The 12,578-nt window shown below is 72.2% G+C and carries 14 protein-coding genes, 1 tRNA gene and 1 pseudogene; 7 read left to right on the top strand and 9 right to left on the bottom strand.

What is annotated here, in order from left to right:
* Nucleotides 1-153: 153 nt before the first annotated feature.
* Nucleotides 154-1,035 carry an alpha/beta fold hydrolase gene (locus ACFVFH_RS15045; RefSeq protein ID WP_383767733.1) on the bottom strand — a complete coding sequence of 294 codons (882 nt, stop codon included), beginning with the start codon at nt 1,033-1,035 and terminating at the stop codon, nt 154-156.
* A 114-nt stretch (nt 1,036-1,149) separates the two neighbouring features.
* Between ACFVFH_RS15045 and ACFVFH_RS15040 the strand changes: the two genes are divergently transcribed.
* Nucleotides 1,150-1,223: transfer RNA gene (locus ACFVFH_RS15040), tRNA-Ala, on the top strand.
* 85 nt (nt 1,224-1,308) lie between these two features.
* Here ACFVFH_RS15040 and ACFVFH_RS15035 read toward each other — a convergent pair.
* The 4 genes from ACFVFH_RS15035 to ACFVFH_RS15020 all read right to left on the bottom strand — a co-directional run bounded on the left by ACFVFH_RS15035 (nt 1,309) and on the right by ACFVFH_RS15020 (nt 3,931).
* Complete coding sequence (locus ACFVFH_RS15035; RefSeq protein ID WP_383767730.1) at nt 1,309-1,782, bottom strand: nuclear transport factor 2 family protein; 474 nt, start codon at nt 1,780-1,782, stop codon at nt 1,309-1,311.
* 27 nt (nt 1,783-1,809) lie between these two features.
* On the bottom strand, nt 1,810-2,367 hold the full coding sequence (locus tag ACFVFH_RS15030) for a TetR/AcrR family transcriptional regulator (RefSeq protein WP_383767727.1): 558 nt from the start codon (nt 2,365-2,367) through the stop codon (nt 1,810-1,812).
* 11 nt (nt 2,368-2,378) lie between these two features.
* Nucleotides 2,379-2,960, bottom strand: coding sequence for a sugar O-acetyltransferase (locus ACFVFH_RS15025; protein WP_383767725.1), 582 nt, complete (start codon nt 2,958-2,960; stop codon nt 2,379-2,381).
* Between the two features lie 98 nt (nt 2,961-3,058).
* Complete coding sequence (locus tag ACFVFH_RS15020) at nt 3,059-3,931, bottom strand: LysR family transcriptional regulator (RefSeq protein WP_383768034.1); 873 nt, start codon at nt 3,929-3,931, stop codon at nt 3,059-3,061.
* Nucleotides 3,932-4,119: 188 nt separating this feature from the next.
* On the opposite strand from ACFVFH_RS15020, the pseudogene ACFVFH_RS15015 reads away from it, so the two are divergent.
* The 4 genes and pseudogenes from ACFVFH_RS15015 (at nt 4,120) to ACFVFH_RS15000 (ending at nt 6,223) form a co-directional block, all read left to right on the top strand.
* Nucleotides 4,120-4,628 (top strand): annotated as a pseudogene (locus tag ACFVFH_RS15015) (DMT family transporter).
* Nucleotides 4,629-4,743: 115 nt separating this feature from the next.
* The gene (locus ACFVFH_RS15010) at nt 4,744-5,016 is read left to right on the top strand and encodes a hypothetical protein (protein ID WP_383767722.1); all 273 of its coding nucleotides are present in this window, start codon (nt 4,744-4,746) and stop codon (nt 5,014-5,016) included.
* A gap of 11 nt (nt 5,017-5,027) precedes the next feature.
* Nucleotides 5,028-5,981: an N-acetylmuramoyl-L-alanine amidase gene (locus tag ACFVFH_RS15005; RefSeq protein WP_383767719.1), complete on the top strand. Its 954-nt coding sequence runs from the start codon at nt 5,028-5,030 to the stop codon at nt 5,979-5,981.
* On the top strand, nt 5,981-6,223 hold the full coding sequence (locus ACFVFH_RS15000; protein WP_383767717.1) for a holin: 243 nt from the start codon (nt 5,981-5,983) through the stop codon (nt 6,221-6,223). Before ACFVFH_RS15005 ends, ACFVFH_RS15000 begins: the two co-directional genes overlap by 1 nt.
* 39 nt (nt 6,224-6,262) lie before the next feature.
* Here ACFVFH_RS15000 and ACFVFH_RS14995 read toward each other — a convergent pair whose 3' ends face one another.
* Nucleotides 6,263-6,802 (bottom strand): CGNR zinc finger domain-containing protein, encoded by a 540-nt coding sequence (locus ACFVFH_RS14995; RefSeq protein ID WP_383767714.1) that lies wholly within the window; start codon nt 6,800-6,802, stop codon nt 6,263-6,265.
* A 174-nt stretch (nt 6,803-6,976) separates the two neighbouring features.
* Between ACFVFH_RS14995 and ACFVFH_RS14990 the strand changes: the two genes are divergently transcribed.
* On the top strand, nt 6,977-8,575 hold the full coding sequence (locus tag ACFVFH_RS14990) for an FAD-dependent monooxygenase (RefSeq protein WP_383767711.1): 1,599 nt from the start codon (nt 6,977-6,979) through the stop codon (nt 8,573-8,575).
* A 152-nt stretch (nt 8,576-8,727) separates the two neighbouring features.
* Here the strand turns inward: ACFVFH_RS14990 and ACFVFH_RS14985 are convergent, their stop codons facing one another.
* Both ACFVFH_RS14985 and ACFVFH_RS14980 read right to left on the bottom strand, forming a co-directional pair.
* On the bottom strand, nt 8,728-9,660 hold the full coding sequence (locus tag ACFVFH_RS14985) for a hypothetical protein (RefSeq protein ID WP_383767709.1): 933 nt from the start codon (nt 9,658-9,660) through the stop codon (nt 8,728-8,730).
* Between the two features lie 341 nt (nt 9,661-10,001).
* Nucleotides 10,002-10,694 carry a TetR/AcrR family transcriptional regulator gene (locus tag ACFVFH_RS14980; RefSeq protein WP_383767706.1) on the bottom strand — a complete coding sequence of 231 codons (693 nt, stop codon included), beginning with the start codon at nt 10,692-10,694 and terminating at the stop codon, nt 10,002-10,004.
* A gap of 53 nt (nt 10,695-10,747) precedes the next feature.
* Here ACFVFH_RS14980 and ACFVFH_RS14975 point away from each other — a divergent pair, with 53 nt between their 5' ends.
* Nucleotides 10,748-11,866 (top strand): FAD-dependent oxidoreductase, encoded by a 1,119-nt coding sequence (locus ACFVFH_RS14975; RefSeq protein WP_383767703.1) that lies wholly within the window; start codon nt 10,748-10,750, stop codon nt 11,864-11,866.
* A 106-nt stretch (nt 11,867-11,972) separates the two neighbouring features.
* Here the strand turns inward: ACFVFH_RS14975 and ACFVFH_RS14970 are convergent, their stop codons facing one another.
* Entirely contained in the window at nt 11,973-12,554 is a 582-nt protein-coding gene (locus ACFVFH_RS14970) for an isochorismatase family cysteine hydrolase (protein WP_383767700.1), read from the bottom strand.
* Nucleotides 12,555-12,578: the final 24 nt, after the last annotated feature.

The raw sequence follows: 12,578 nt of genomic DNA, 5'->3' as shown, positions 1-12,578 counted from the left end.
ACCGGGAATCACGGGACAGCCCCGGGGGTCTTTCGCCCCGGTCACGCCCGGGGCCGGGTGCCCCCCTCCCCCGTCCCCGCCCCCACCGGGCGAAAGACCCCGACCGGGGCCCGGGGGCGCCCGGGCCCCGGCCACGACGGATGGGCGCAACGCTCAGCCGGTGTGCGCGACCAGGGCGTCGATGATCCGGTCCCAGAGTTCGCGCGGCCGGTCGTGCCCCATGTCGGGAAGCAGCAGGAGCTTCGCCCCGGGCACCAGCTCGGCGGTGCGCTCCCCACCGCTCGGATCGATCAGGATGTCGTCCAGGCCGTGCATCACCAAGGTGGGTACGCGCAGTTCGCGCAGCGCCTCGGCGCGTGAACCGCTGAGGATCATCGCTCCGAGCTGTCGCCCGGCTCCGGACGGGTAGTAGGCACGGTCGTAACTCATGGCGGCCAGCTCACGGAGGAGTGCCGGGTCGCCGTAGCGCTTGGAGGACCACATCAGGTCCCGCTCCGCCGCGGCGACGTACCCCTCGCGGTCCGACGGCTTCGGGGCGAAGAGCACCGCCTGGGCCTCGGGGCTGGACCGCCCGTATTCGGGCTCGCCGGTCGAGGACATCATCGACGTCAGCGTCAGCAGACGCTCCGGCCGGGTGATGGCCATCGTCTGGGCGAGCATGCCGCCCATCGAGGACCCGACCACATGGGCCCGTTCGATCCCGAGCGCGGTGAGCAGGCCGAGGCCGTCGTCGGCCATGTCCCGCAGGGTGTAGGGCACCATCGCGAGGGCGGACTCGATGTCGCCCGAGCTCACCGTCGCGATGAACCGGCCCATGTCGACGGGGTGGTCGTCGAACTTGGTGGACAGCCCGCAGTCCCGGTTGTCGTACCGGATCACATGGCGGCCACGTTCCGCGAGCGCGCGGCAGAAGTCCTCGTGCCAGGCGATCATCTGCGCGCCGAAGCCCATCACGAGCAGAACGGCGGGATCGGACGGGTCGCCGAAGGTTTCGTACGCGATGGACACTCCGGGCGACACTTCAGCAATCGGCATGGAGGAAGTGTCTCAAAATCGTTTTCCTCCGGACGCACCGGGAAGCGTTCCGTGGCCCCCTCGATCATTCACGAGCGGTGAAGCCGGGACGGCCCGTACCATCCTGAGCGGGGCGGAGCTCGTAGCGCAGTGGTTGTCGCGCCTTCACCGCATGTGGGAGGACGCCGGTTCGAATCCGGTCGGCTCCGTCCCGTCCCGACCGGTATGGCTCCGGACCCGGTGGCCGTGCTCCCGCAGTGCGGCGGCGTCCCGGCGCCGTCTCCTGCCAGGTCCTCACGAACGGCCGGGGCGGCCGAGTCGCACCGTCTCCCCGCCGAACGGCAGGAACGTCACCCGGTGGGCCAGCAGCCAGGTGCCGTCCACCTTGCGGAAGCCGTCCTCGTAGTGGCCCACGTTCGCCGGGAGCACCGGGGGCACCATGCCGCCGGTATGGCCGTCGACCCGGTAGGTGGCGAAGTAGGAGGTGGCGGTGGCCTTCGACGCGGACTCCACGGTGACCATGATGTTCGTGGACATGCGGCGTGACAGCCGGTCCTCGGGCCGTGAGCCGAAGTACGCGCGGAGCGCGTCCCGCCCCTCCACCCTCCGGTCGCCCTGGGGCCACTCCCACACCCCGTCAGGTGTGAAGAGCTCCGCGACACCGCTCGGATCTCCCAGGTCGAGGCGGCGCACGAACTCCACGATCAGGCGCTCGCAGGCCCGCTCGGCAAGAAGACGTTCCATCGGGTCAAGGGTCTCGGTCGGCATCGTCCATGACTATCAGCGGCGCGGGGGTCACCGCGAGGGAGATACCGCGGTGGTGATGCGGTCGACGGCCAGGCGCGTCGTCCCGCGGTCGGGTGGTGCGTCGTCCAGGGCCCGGTGGAGGGTCAGCCCCTCGATCAGCGCGTCCACCTGGCGCGCGGTGTCGGCGTCGAAGTGCCTTTCGAGGATGCCGCGGCTGTGTCGCATCCACGTCCGGCACAGGTGCCGGTACTCCGGGCGGCGGGCGGCGAGCGTGTAGAGCTCCTGAGTGAGGATCAGGTCGCGGCGGGGGCCCTCGGAGAGCGTGTGGATGACGTCGGTGACGGCCTCGCGGGCCTCTTCGACGCTTCCGGCCCGGCCCAGGCAGCGGTCGAAGACGGCGACGATGTGGTCGGCGAACTGTGCGAAGGCCTCGCGCAGCAGTTCGTCGATGCCGGTGAAGTGATAGGTCATCGAGCCGAGCGGCACATCGGCACGGACGGCGATCTTGCGGTGCGAGACGCCCGCGACGCCCTCGTCCGCGATGAGGTCGAGCGTGGCGGCGAGGATCCGCTCGCGCCGCTGCGGGTCGGTACGTCCGGTGGCCATGGCGGGCGCCGTCAGAGCGCGCGGACGGGGCGGGCGGGGTTGCCGACGGCGACGACGTCGGCGGGGATGTCCTTGACGACCACCGCGCCCGCGCCGATCACCGAGTTCTCACCGATCGTCACCCCGGGACACACGATGACGCCGCCGCCGAGCCAGACGTTGTCACCGATGGTGATGGGGAGTGCCGCCTCCAGCTTGTCCCGCCGGGGCTGCGGCTCCACGGGGTGGGTGGGCGTGAGCAACTGGACGTTCGGGCCGATCTGGCAGTGCTCTCCGATGACGATCCGGGCGACGTCCAGCGCCGTCAGGTTGAAGTTGATGAAGGTGTGGGCCCCGATGGTGATGTTGCTGCCGTAGTCGACGGCGAGCGGCGGCCGCACATCGACGCCCTCCCCCACGGAGCCGAGCAGTTCGGCGAGCAACGGCCGGGCGCTGTCGGCGTCCTCGATGTAGGCGGCCTGGTAGCGGGCGGCCAGTCCCATCGCCCGCTGCTGGCGCCGGGCGATCTCCGGATCGTCCGCGATGTAGAGGTCTCCCGCGAGCATCCGCTCCAGGTTGGTGCGCGGGTCGTCGGCGAAGTGGTCGATCGTCATGCGTACGATCGTACATCCCGGAGCGTACGAACGTACGCTCTCGGTTCGGCGAGGAGTTCGGGTGCGCCGGTTCCCCTGCCCCTGGCCCTCGCGGCCGGTCATCCGCGGGAGTGCGGGGCGCCCTTGCCCTCGCGGTAGAGCCCGGCGGCCAGGGCGATCGCGGTGTGGGTGGCCGGGTGGGTGGTCCGGGCCCGCCAGATGAGATGGACGGGGACCGGATCGGCGCCGCGGAGGGGGCGGTAGGTGATGCCGTCGCGGCGGTACTGCGCGGCGGTGGCCTGCGGGGTCACTCCGACGCAGCGGCCGGTGGCGATGGCAGCGAGCCAGTCGTCGATGTCGTGGGTGTACTCGACGGCGGGGCGGTCCTCCTCGGGCCACAGGTCCAGGGCGGCCGTGCCGGTACGCCGGTCGATGGCCAGGGTGCGACCGGGGATCTCGTCGAGACGGATGCCGCGACGGCGGGCCCAGGGGTCGTCGGACGCCAGGGCGACGTAGCGGGCCTCGTATCCGATCCGCGCGTGGGACCACGGCTTCAGATCGATCGGGGCACGGATGACGGCGAGGTCCCACAGCCCTTCGGCGAGGCCGCCCGTGGGGGTGTTGTGGCGGATGAGACGCAGGTCGGTCTCGGGGTGCTGTTCGTGCCAGCGGCGCTGGAACTCGGTGGTGTACCGGCCGAAGACGGACCAGGCGTGGCCGATGTGCAGGCGGGCGTGGCCGGTTGCGGCCTCGTGGACGAGTTCGTCGGCGCCTGCGAGCAGGACGCGGGCGCGTGCCAGGACCTGCACCCCGGCGCTGGTGGGTGCGACGCTGCGGCTGGTGCGGTGCAGCAGTCGCACCCCGAGAAGCCCTTCGAGACCGGCGAGGGTGCGGGAGACGGCGGCCTGGGAGATGCCGAGTTCATGGGCCGCGTCGGTGAAGCCGCCGGCGTCGATGATGGCGACCAGGCACCGCAGATGCCTCAGCTCCAGCGCGGCCGCCCTGTCTCATGTCTCATCCATGCGTCCAGCGTATAGATGGGCGCCTGAATGCATTTTGCGTATGTGAGGGGCAGCCGCGTCGTGGAGGAACGAGACGCCACTCCTCCCTCGCCGCGGGCCCCCGACACACTCCGGTCGACGGGGCCGCACCTGCCCGGCGTACGGGGCGCGGTGCCGGGGTGGCACTGATGCTGGGCAGCGGGCTGTCCAACCAGACGGGGCCTCCGTCGCGGCACTGGCGTTCCCGGTGCTGGGGCCGCTCGGAATGGTGGCGGTCCGCCAGTGGGTGGCCGCCGTGGTGCTCGTGGCCGTCGGCCGGCCGCGGGTGCGGAGCTTCACCGCGGCGCAGTGGCGTCCGGTACCGGGCCTCGCGCTGGTGTTCGCGGCGATGAACCTGTCCCTGTACGAGGCGATCGAACGGATCGGGCTCGGGCTGGCCATCACGCTGGAGTTCCTCGGGCCACTGGCCGTGGCCCTGGCCGGTTCCCGGCGCCGCGTCGACCTGGTGGGGCTGCGGCGCGTTCCGGCGCATCTCTTCGGCGTCTTCATGAGCGTGAACCCGGTCTTCGCGGCGCCGGCCGGAGCGGCCGTCCTCGGGCAGCGGCTCGATGCGCTCGCCTGGACCGCGATCGCCATGATCGTCTGTGTGAACGCGGCCGTGACCACCCTCCCCGGCAGATCGGGCTGAGCCGGAGCGGGGCGACTGCTCGCCCGGCGTGCCGGGCGCTCGACGAATCCCCGAGAACTCGACTCCCCGCGCGGAACCGACTGCTGTCGGCCGGTCAGGGGCGCTGTTCGCACACATGAGCCGAACACATGCGTCGTACACACTGCTGGCCACGAGGTCGAGTCCGGCGGCCCCCACGGGGGTATGGAACTTCTATGAACCGAACGTCACCACGGCCCGACTCATCTCCGCGCACTCGGTGGCGAACAATACGAAGTACACGGTGACAGCGGCGGATTCCGCATGGCACGGTGCGTTCCACCAGGTGGAGACGGTCGACTCGGTCGACGGCGGAACGAACGACGGACTCATCGGCCCGTTCCGCGACGTCTCGTACACCTCGGGCTGAAAGGGAAACGAATGGCGACTCCTCTCTCCGCCTCCGCCGTACTCAAGGCACTGCGTGCCGAGGGCGTACGCGTGGTCGAGGTCGGCAACTGGCGTACCCACAACCGAAACTCGAAAGGCCCCTGGGGCCCGGTCAACGGCAGCATCGTGCACCACACCGTGACCAAGGGCACCGCGGCGACCGTCCAGATGGTCCGCGACGGCTACCCCGACCTGCCCGGACCGCTGTGCCACGGAATGATCGCGAAGGACGGCCGGGTGCACATGGTCGGCTGGGGCCGGGCGAATCACGCGGGCGGCGGTGACCCCAAGGTGCTGCAGCAGGTCATAGCCGAGTCGTACGGCACTCGGCCCACTCCCCCCACCCGCGGCAACAACGACGGGGTCGACGGCAACGCGCGGTTCTACGGATGGGAGTGCGAGAACCTCGGCAATGGCAAGGACCCCTGGCCGGCCGCCCAGTACAACGCGATCGTCCGCGTCCAGGCCGCGTTGTGCCGGGCGCACAAGTGGTCGGCGAAGTCCGTGATCGGCCACCTGGAGTGGTCGGACGACAAGGTGGACCCCCGTGGTTTCACCATGACCAAGCTCCGCGCCGACGTCGCCGAGCGGCTCAAGCACCCCGCGAGCTGGAACCCCGGCTCCGACAACGAGGAGGACCCCATGGCGGGAATCACCAAGCGCGACATCTTCGACGCCGTGTGGAAGACCGACGCGATCGCCGGACCGACGGACGCGGCGGACCACAAGACGAATCCGACGTGGCAGCCGCAGTCCATCCTCAAGGACATGCAGGCCCGCATCCGGTCCATGGACAAGCGGATGGCCGCCCAGACCGCCGCGATCACCGCGCTCGCCGGTCATGTCGGCACGGGCGCGGACTCGGAGACCGTTGTCAGCGCGGTCCAGGCCGCGATCGACCGGGCCGTCGGCGACGGCGCGGACAGTCACGCCGGGGAGGAGTGATGGCCGCGACGATCTTCACCGGGGCCTTCTGGGCGGCCACGGCGGAACGCACCGTGCGCACCGCCGCCCAGACCCTCATAGCGACGCTCGGTCTGAACACCACCGGTGTGCTGGACGTCGACTGGGGGCAGGCGCTCTCCCTCACCGGGAGCGCGGCGCTCCTGGCGGTGCTGACCGCGCTCTCCGCGTCCGGATCCGGGAACGGGCCGGGGCTCACCGAGACCGTTCGGACCCGCACCTGACCGTGTGCCGGGTCGGGCGCGCGGGGCACCGGGCAGGCGTCAGCCGTCGCGCCGGGCCCGGTGCGAGGCGACCCTGACCCGGGTCGCGCAGCGAGGAGAGCAGTAACGCTGGGGCGTACGGCGGCCGGTGTCGATGTAGTAGCGGTCGCAGCGGGGGGCGGCGCACTGCCCCCAGGCGCACCGGCCGCGCTCACTGAGCCAGAGCCCCAGCGCCGGAGCCGTGGTGGACAGCAGCCACTCGGTGGGCCCGGCGCCCCGGCGCGCCTCGGTGTGGAGGGACCAGGGGCGTCCGGGGAAGCGGACCAGGCGGGGACGGGCGGGGTACTCGTCGAGGAGCGCGTTGATCGCCTCGGCCGCCCGGTCCTCGTCGTCCGTCTCCAGGATGCGGGTCAGGCGGGCGGTGGCTTCGCGCAGCCCCCGGGCATCGGCCCCGGTGAGCGTGAACGACGGGCCGCCGTGGCGCTCCAGGAGGGCCTGGAACGCCTCCGCGCCCGCTTCGGGGTCGTCCTGGACGGTGTTGGCCAGGTCGGCGATGAAGAGCAGGCCGCGGGGGTTGCCCCCGGTCGGGTCCTCGGTCATGGGCTTCACCTTCTCCTGGTGGGTTCGTCGGGCGGGTGCGGCTCCGCACCCCATGGTAACGTCCAAATCAGTCATTGAGCGTTACTACTGGAGCGCACCCGCCCCGGCCGCTCTCGGCGCGCCCCTGGGCGAGCCGCTCCGGTGCCGGCCGCGAACCACCCCGATGGAGAGCACATGCATGTTCCGACGACGACTCCCGTACTCATCGTGGGCGGCGGGCCGGTGGGTCTGACCCTGTCGATTCTGCTGTCCCGGTACGGCGTGGACCATCTGCTGGCCGAAGCCCGTCCGGGCACGTCGCGTCATCCCAAGGCGCGTGGGATCTCGGCGCGCTCGATGGAGGTCTTCCGGCGCTGCGGGCTGGAGGAAGCCGTCCGCGACGCGGGCCTTCCGGCCTCCCAGGTCTTCTTCTACCGGGGCAGGGACCTGGTCGACCCGGACTTCGTCCGCGACGGCGTGCCGCACGAAGCGTCGGAGGGTGCCGGGAACACTCCTTCGCCCGGGATGATCTGTTCCCAGGACGCGCTGGAACCGGTCCTGTCGGGGCGGGCCCGCGCATCGGCGGGCGACCGGGTCCGGTTCGGCACGCGCCTGCTCTCCTTCACCCAGGACGAGGAGGGGGTGAGCACCGAGTTGGAGGACCGCGCCGACGGCGAGCGGCGCACGGTGCGCGCCGGGTGGCTCGTCGGGTGCGACGGCGCCGCCAGTACGGTCCGTGCCGGTGCGGGCGTCCGCATGGACGGGCCCACGGGCCTGGGCCACTTCCTCAGCGTCCGCTTCGAGGCGCCGCTCGGCGGCGTGGTGGCCGACCGGGCCAGCGCATCGTACTTCCTCACTCCGCCCGGACGCGGCGGTTTCATGGCGGTGGACAACGACCGCCACTGGATCTACCAGTACCCCTTCGACCCCGAGGACCCGCGTGGGGACGAGGACCTGGGCGACCGGAAGCACCTCGAGGACCTCGTCCGGACCGCGGCCGGCATCCCCGGCCTGGACGTGACCGTGCGCGACACCATGATCTGGCGCATGGACGCCCAACTGGCCTCCGGCTACCGCGCCGGGCGCGTCCTCCTGGCCGGAGACGCGGCCCATGTCATCCCGCCGACCGGAGGGCACGGCATGAACACCGGCATCGGCGACGTGGACAACCTGGCCTGGAAACTCGCCGCCGTCGCCACCGGCCGCGCCACCGAGGCGCTGCTGGACAGCTACGAGGCCGAACGCCGCCCGGTGGCCCGGCAGGTCATCGACCTCTCCACGGACAACGCCCGCGCCCGCGCCGGATACCGCATCGACGACGAACTCCTGCTCACCGCCGCCTACCGCTCCACCGCCGTCGTCCCCGACCCCGCCGCACCCGCCCGGCCACCGCTGGACCCCTCCGGATACCACCCGAGCGGCGCCCCGGGCGTCCGCGCCCCGCACGCGCGGCTGGCCGGTCCGTCCGGGATCTCCTCCACCCTGGACCTCGTCGGTCCCGGCTTCACCCTGATCACGGCCTCGCAGGACCCGGCCTGGCAGCAGCAGGCGGACGCCGCCGCGGCGGCAGGTGTCCCGGTCACCGTGCGTCGGCTCGGCGGCGGGCAGCTGAGCGAGGAACACCCGGGTTCCTTCCACCAGTTGTGCGGCCTGCCCCCGAGCGGAGCCGTTCTGGTCCGCCCGGACGGCCACATCGCCTGGCGCGCGTCCTCCCCGGCGACCGGCCCGGACCTCCTTCGGATCCTCCGGCGCGTTCTCACCGGAGCTCCGTGGACCACCGCGACGAGCCCCTGAAGTTTCCATGACGCGTCAAATCCCTGAGGCCGTGCCCTCTCCCCCGCCCCAGTACGCGTCCACTCGTGCCGTGGAGTGCCGGGCGGGGGGCGTCCGGCCGGGCTCAGGCGGTGATCTCGACCGACGCGACGCCGCTGTACGCGGGCACCCCGTCACGGGTGACGACGGCCCGGACCGTCGCCCAGCCGGTGCCACCGCCGTGCTCCGGCGCGAGCCACACGCTCCCGTCGGCGTCGGTGACCAGATGGGCGACGGGCCGCCCGTCGAGCTCCCAGGCGATGTCCGCGCCGTCCGGGTCGAGCGGCGCGCCGTCCCACTCGGCGAGGGCCGGCGCCGCCCTGGTGGTACCGCCCGCGGGAAGTTCGGCCGGTGTGGCGGTGAGCCGGAGGTCGGCGTGTACCGCGTCGGAGCGTTACCCCGCCAGATCCGCCGGACACCAGGCGAGTTCGGGCACGAACCGGCCGCTCCAGCGCGCCGGCCCGGCTCCAGGCGGACACCGGGCCTCCGTCGCCCACCACCTCCACGGACTCCAGGTCGAACGCGAACGGATCGGCCGCCTGCTTGTCGTCGGGGAAGAAGACGAGCACCAACCGGCGCAGCGGGTGGGTGAGCCTGCCGTCCCCCACCCCGCTCCATGTCATCCGGGAGAGCCGCTGGGGCTCGAACGTCACGCGGGTCCGACCGTCGAAGCCGCTCGGGTCGACCCGGGAGGCGAGCGTGCCCCACTCCTCGTTGTCCTGGTCGAAGATCTTCAGCCAGAGATTCCCCTTCTTGGGCGTGACCCCGGTGAGCCACACCGACACCCTGGCGAGGTGCGGTTCGTACGGGCTCGGGAACGCCACCGAGAACTCGCTGTACTTACCGGTCATGGTGACCCGCGCCCGCCCCTCCGTGCCGGTCGCCTCGATCGTCGTCCCGTACACGGAGGTCGGCGGAAGGTCGTGCGACACGCCGTCGACGACCAGGCGCAGCGTCGCGGCGGAGCGGGAGGCGGCGGCCGCGGGTCCCGCCGCCATGGCGGTCGCGGTGGTCACCGCGGGGACGGACACGGCGGTGGTTCCGGCGAGAAAGGTGCGGCGCTTCATGGGCACGCTCCGGCGTCGGCTCGATGGGAACAGCGTGTGCGCACCGTAAGGCTCTGCCATTAGTGCGTCAACTCTCTTGCCGGACGGTGCAGTTGACCGATGATTTGATGCATTAAATGGGCTCGGCGCGGCTCGTCCCGTGGACCGGCGGCTGTTGTGCGGGCCGCCTGGGCCGACGTGCGGGGATCGTGCGGAGCCCGGCTCCGGGCCGGCCGGGGTGCCGATGAAGCCCGGTACGTGGGCGCCAGGCTTCGCCGACCGGGCCGTAGTGGCGGCGGCGAGCCCGTACGGACCGCGAACGCCGCCCCCGGCCCCGCTCACATGCGGCAGGAGTCAGGGCATCACGCCGACGGCGGGGGGAGTTTGGCGGCCACGGCGTCGAGGACCCATTCCAGGCCGGTCGCGAAGGATGTTTCGGCGTCCACGTCCGTGCCGTCGTGGACGGCCTTGGCCAGTGCCGGGAAGCGGCCCGTGGCCAGCATTCTGGTCACATGCGGGCCGTGGGCGCGCTGCCAGTCGTGCTTGGACAGGCCCGTGGCGTGCTCGGCCCGCAGGTTCGTGATCTCGCGCCTGATCGCGCCGGTGTAGTAGGCGCTGACCGTCTCCACGGCCCGCATGACGGTGTCGATGCCGGTGAGGCCGTCGAGGGAGGACAGCGTGGCCTCGGTCACGGCCAGGCCGTTCGGGCCCAGGGCCGGGCGGCGGCCGAGCAGATCGGCCAGCCACAGGTGGCGGAGGGCCGCCCGCCTGGTGCGGTGGGCGAGGACGCTCAGCGCCTCCCGCCAGTCGCCGGGCTGCTCCTCGGGAAGGATCTCGGCGTAGACCTCGTCCACCATGAGGTCGAACAGCTCCTCCTTGGTGGAGATGTATCCGTACAGCCGCATCGGACCGGCATTCAGCCGGGCGGCGACCTTGCGCACCGACACCGCCTCCAGCCCGCCCTCGTCGGCCAGCGCGACGGCGGCGGCCACGATCCGCTGCCGGTCGAGCGGCACGGGGCGGATCGGCGGCTCCGGACGGTCCCACACAGTCATGGGGGCATCGTACTGTTGCGATCCGCCGTAGCGAATCAATACAGTGTATCGACATGAGACAACGCATCGCAGTGGTCGGGGGCGGCCCCGGCGGCCTCGCCTTCGCCCGTGTCCTGCACCGCCATGGCCGTCCCGTCACCGTCCTCGAACGCGACCCCGCTCCCGACGCCCGTCCCCTGGGCGGCACATTGGACCTGAGCAGGGAGCTGGGCCAGCTCGCGTTGGACAAGGCGGGGCTGCTGGCGGAGTTCCAGACGCTGTCCCGCCCCGAGGGGCAGGCCATGCGCATCCTGGACACGGACGGGACCGTCCTGCGCGACTGGCGACCCCGTCCGGGCGACCGGGCCAATCCCGAGATCGACCGGGGGCAACTCCGCGACCTGCTGCTCGGCCCCCTCGACGTCCAGTGGGGCCGGAGGGTGACGCGGGTGACGCCCGGGACCCGGGACGGCGTGCTGGTCCACTTCGCGGACGGGCGACAGGAGACGTTCGACCTCGTGGTCGGCGCGGACGGCGCCTGGTCCGCGACCCGCCCGGCGGTCTCGTCGGTGCGGCCGCACTACACCGGCGTCACCACGGTGGAGACCTCCCTGGACGACGTCGACACCCGCCACCCCGGGCTCGCCCGGCTGATCGGCGACGGTTCCCTGGCCGTGTACGGCGTGAACCGGGCTCTCGTCGCCCAGCGCAACAGCGGCGGCCACGTCAAGGTGTACGCCCAGTTCCGCGCGGAGCCGGACTGGCACGCGCACCTGGACCTCGCCGACGTCGAGGCCGTGCGATCGGGTCTGCTGGCTCTGTTCGAGGGCTGGGCCGCTCCGGCCCTCGACCTGCTGCGCCACGGCCCCGCTTTCGTCCACCGCCCTCTCCACGTCCTGCCCGTGTCCCACACCTGGGCCCATGTCCCCGGAGTGACGCTGCTGGGCGACGCCGCCCATCTGATGCCCCCGCTGGGGGCGGGCGCGAACCTCGCCATGCTGGAGGGAGCCGAACTCGCCGAGTCCATCGCCACCGGCCCCGGCGATCCGGACCAGGCCGTGCGCGCCTTCGAGGAACGGATGTGGGCGCGGGCCGGCAGGTGGGCGAAGATCACGGCGGCCGGTCTGGAACGCCTGGTGAGCCCGGACCCCGCCGGAGCCCTCGCCCTCTTCGATCAGGTCCAGCCGTCCTGACCGCCGAGCGCGAGGGCACCGGCAACTCGCCACGGCCTCACGGGACCGTGCGGCACCGCCGCGGCCCCTCCGGCACGACCGCCGCCGGGCGGACGCAAGGACGCCTTCAGCCGTGTGCCCCGGGCAGCGACCTCGCCCACTCGTCGACGCTCGGAACCTCCCCGCGCCGGGCGAACACCTTCTCGACGAGGAGGTGGTGCAGCGCCGGGTCGGGGTCGGCGCAGCCGTCGGCGAGGACGGTCAGCCGGTAGTCGAGGTCGGCCACGAGGCAGGCGGTGGAGAGCACCACGCCTCCGGTGGCGATCCCGGCGAGCACCAGGTGGCCGACGCCACCGGCCGCGAGGATCTGGTGCAGGTCGTTCCCGGCGAAGGCGTTGACGCGGTTCTTGAAGACCGTGGCCTCGCCGGGCGCCGGGGCGACGGCCGGGTGGAACCCGACGGCGGGGTCTTTGTGGACGAAGGCGTCCTTCGGCAGGGCCGCGAACGTCTTGTTGCGCGGGTGGACCTCGGGGTGGCCGGGCCGGAATCCGATGCCGACGTGGATGACGGGTACGTCCGCGTGCCGGGCCGCCGCGATCGCACGGGCGACGCGGGGAAGGTACTCCGGGTCGAGGATGCGGGACGCGACTCCGTTCTGGATGTCCATGACGAGGAGGGCGGTACCGGCAGCGGAAGCGGAGGCGGACATGGTGGGTGGTTCCCTTCGGGTCTC

Origin of the sequence: Streptomyces sp. NPDC057697 (assembly GCF_042799335.1) — a bacterium.
Taxonomy (GTDB): Bacteria; Actinomycetota; Actinomycetes; order Streptomycetales; family Streptomycetaceae; genus Streptomyces.
This window is presented reverse-complemented; position numbering and strand designations above follow the sequence as displayed.

Bases quoted from the DNA above. Each gene is read 5' to 3' on its own strand.
- ACFVFH_RS14985 (WP_383767709.1), bottom strand. From the start codon at position 9,660: ATGAAGCGCCGCACCTTTCTCGCCGGAACCACCGCCGTGTCCGTCCCC.
- ACFVFH_RS14990 (WP_383767711.1), top strand. From the start codon at position 6,977: ATGCATGTTCCGACGACGACTCCCGTACTCATCGTGGGCGGCGGGCCG.
- ACFVFH_RS15025 (WP_383767725.1), bottom strand. From the start codon at position 2,960: ATGACGATCGACCACTTCGCCGACGACCCGCGCACCAACCTGGAGCGG.
- ACFVFH_RS15005 (WP_383767719.1), top strand. From the start codon at position 5,028: ATGGCGACTCCTCTCTCCGCCTCCGCCGTACTCAAGGCACTGCGTGCC.
- ACFVFH_RS15030 (WP_383767727.1), bottom strand. From the start codon at position 2,367: ATGGCCACCGGACGTACCGACCCGCAGCGGCGCGAGCGGATCCTCGCC.
- ACFVFH_RS14975 (WP_383767703.1), top strand. From the start codon at position 10,748: ATGAGACAACGCATCGCAGTGGTCGGGGGCGGCCCCGGCGGCCTCGCC.
- ACFVFH_RS14980 (WP_383767706.1), bottom strand. From the start codon at position 10,694: ATGACTGTGTGGGACCGTCCGGAGCCGCCGATCCGCCCCGTGCCGCTC.
- ACFVFH_RS15045 (WP_383767733.1), bottom strand. From the start codon at position 1,035: ATGCCGATTGCTGAAGTGTCGCCCGGAGTGTCCATCGCGTACGAAACC.
- ACFVFH_RS15010 (WP_383767722.1), top strand. From the start codon at position 4,744: ATGAGCCGAACACATGCGTCGTACACACTGCTGGCCACGAGGTCGAGT.
- ACFVFH_RS14995 (WP_383767714.1), bottom strand. From the start codon at position 6,802: ATGACCGAGGACCCGACCGGGGGCAACCCCCGCGGCCTGCTCTTCATC.
- ACFVFH_RS15000 (WP_383767717.1), top strand. From the start codon at position 5,981: ATGGCCGCGACGATCTTCACCGGGGCCTTCTGGGCGGCCACGGCGGAA.
- ACFVFH_RS14970 (WP_383767700.1), bottom strand. From the start codon at position 12,554: ATGTCCGCCTCCGCTTCCGCTGCCGGTACCGCCCTCCTCGTCATGGAC.
- ACFVFH_RS15035 (WP_383767730.1), bottom strand. From the start codon at position 1,782: ATGCCGACCGAGACCCTTGACCCGATGGAACGTCTTCTTGCCGAGCGG.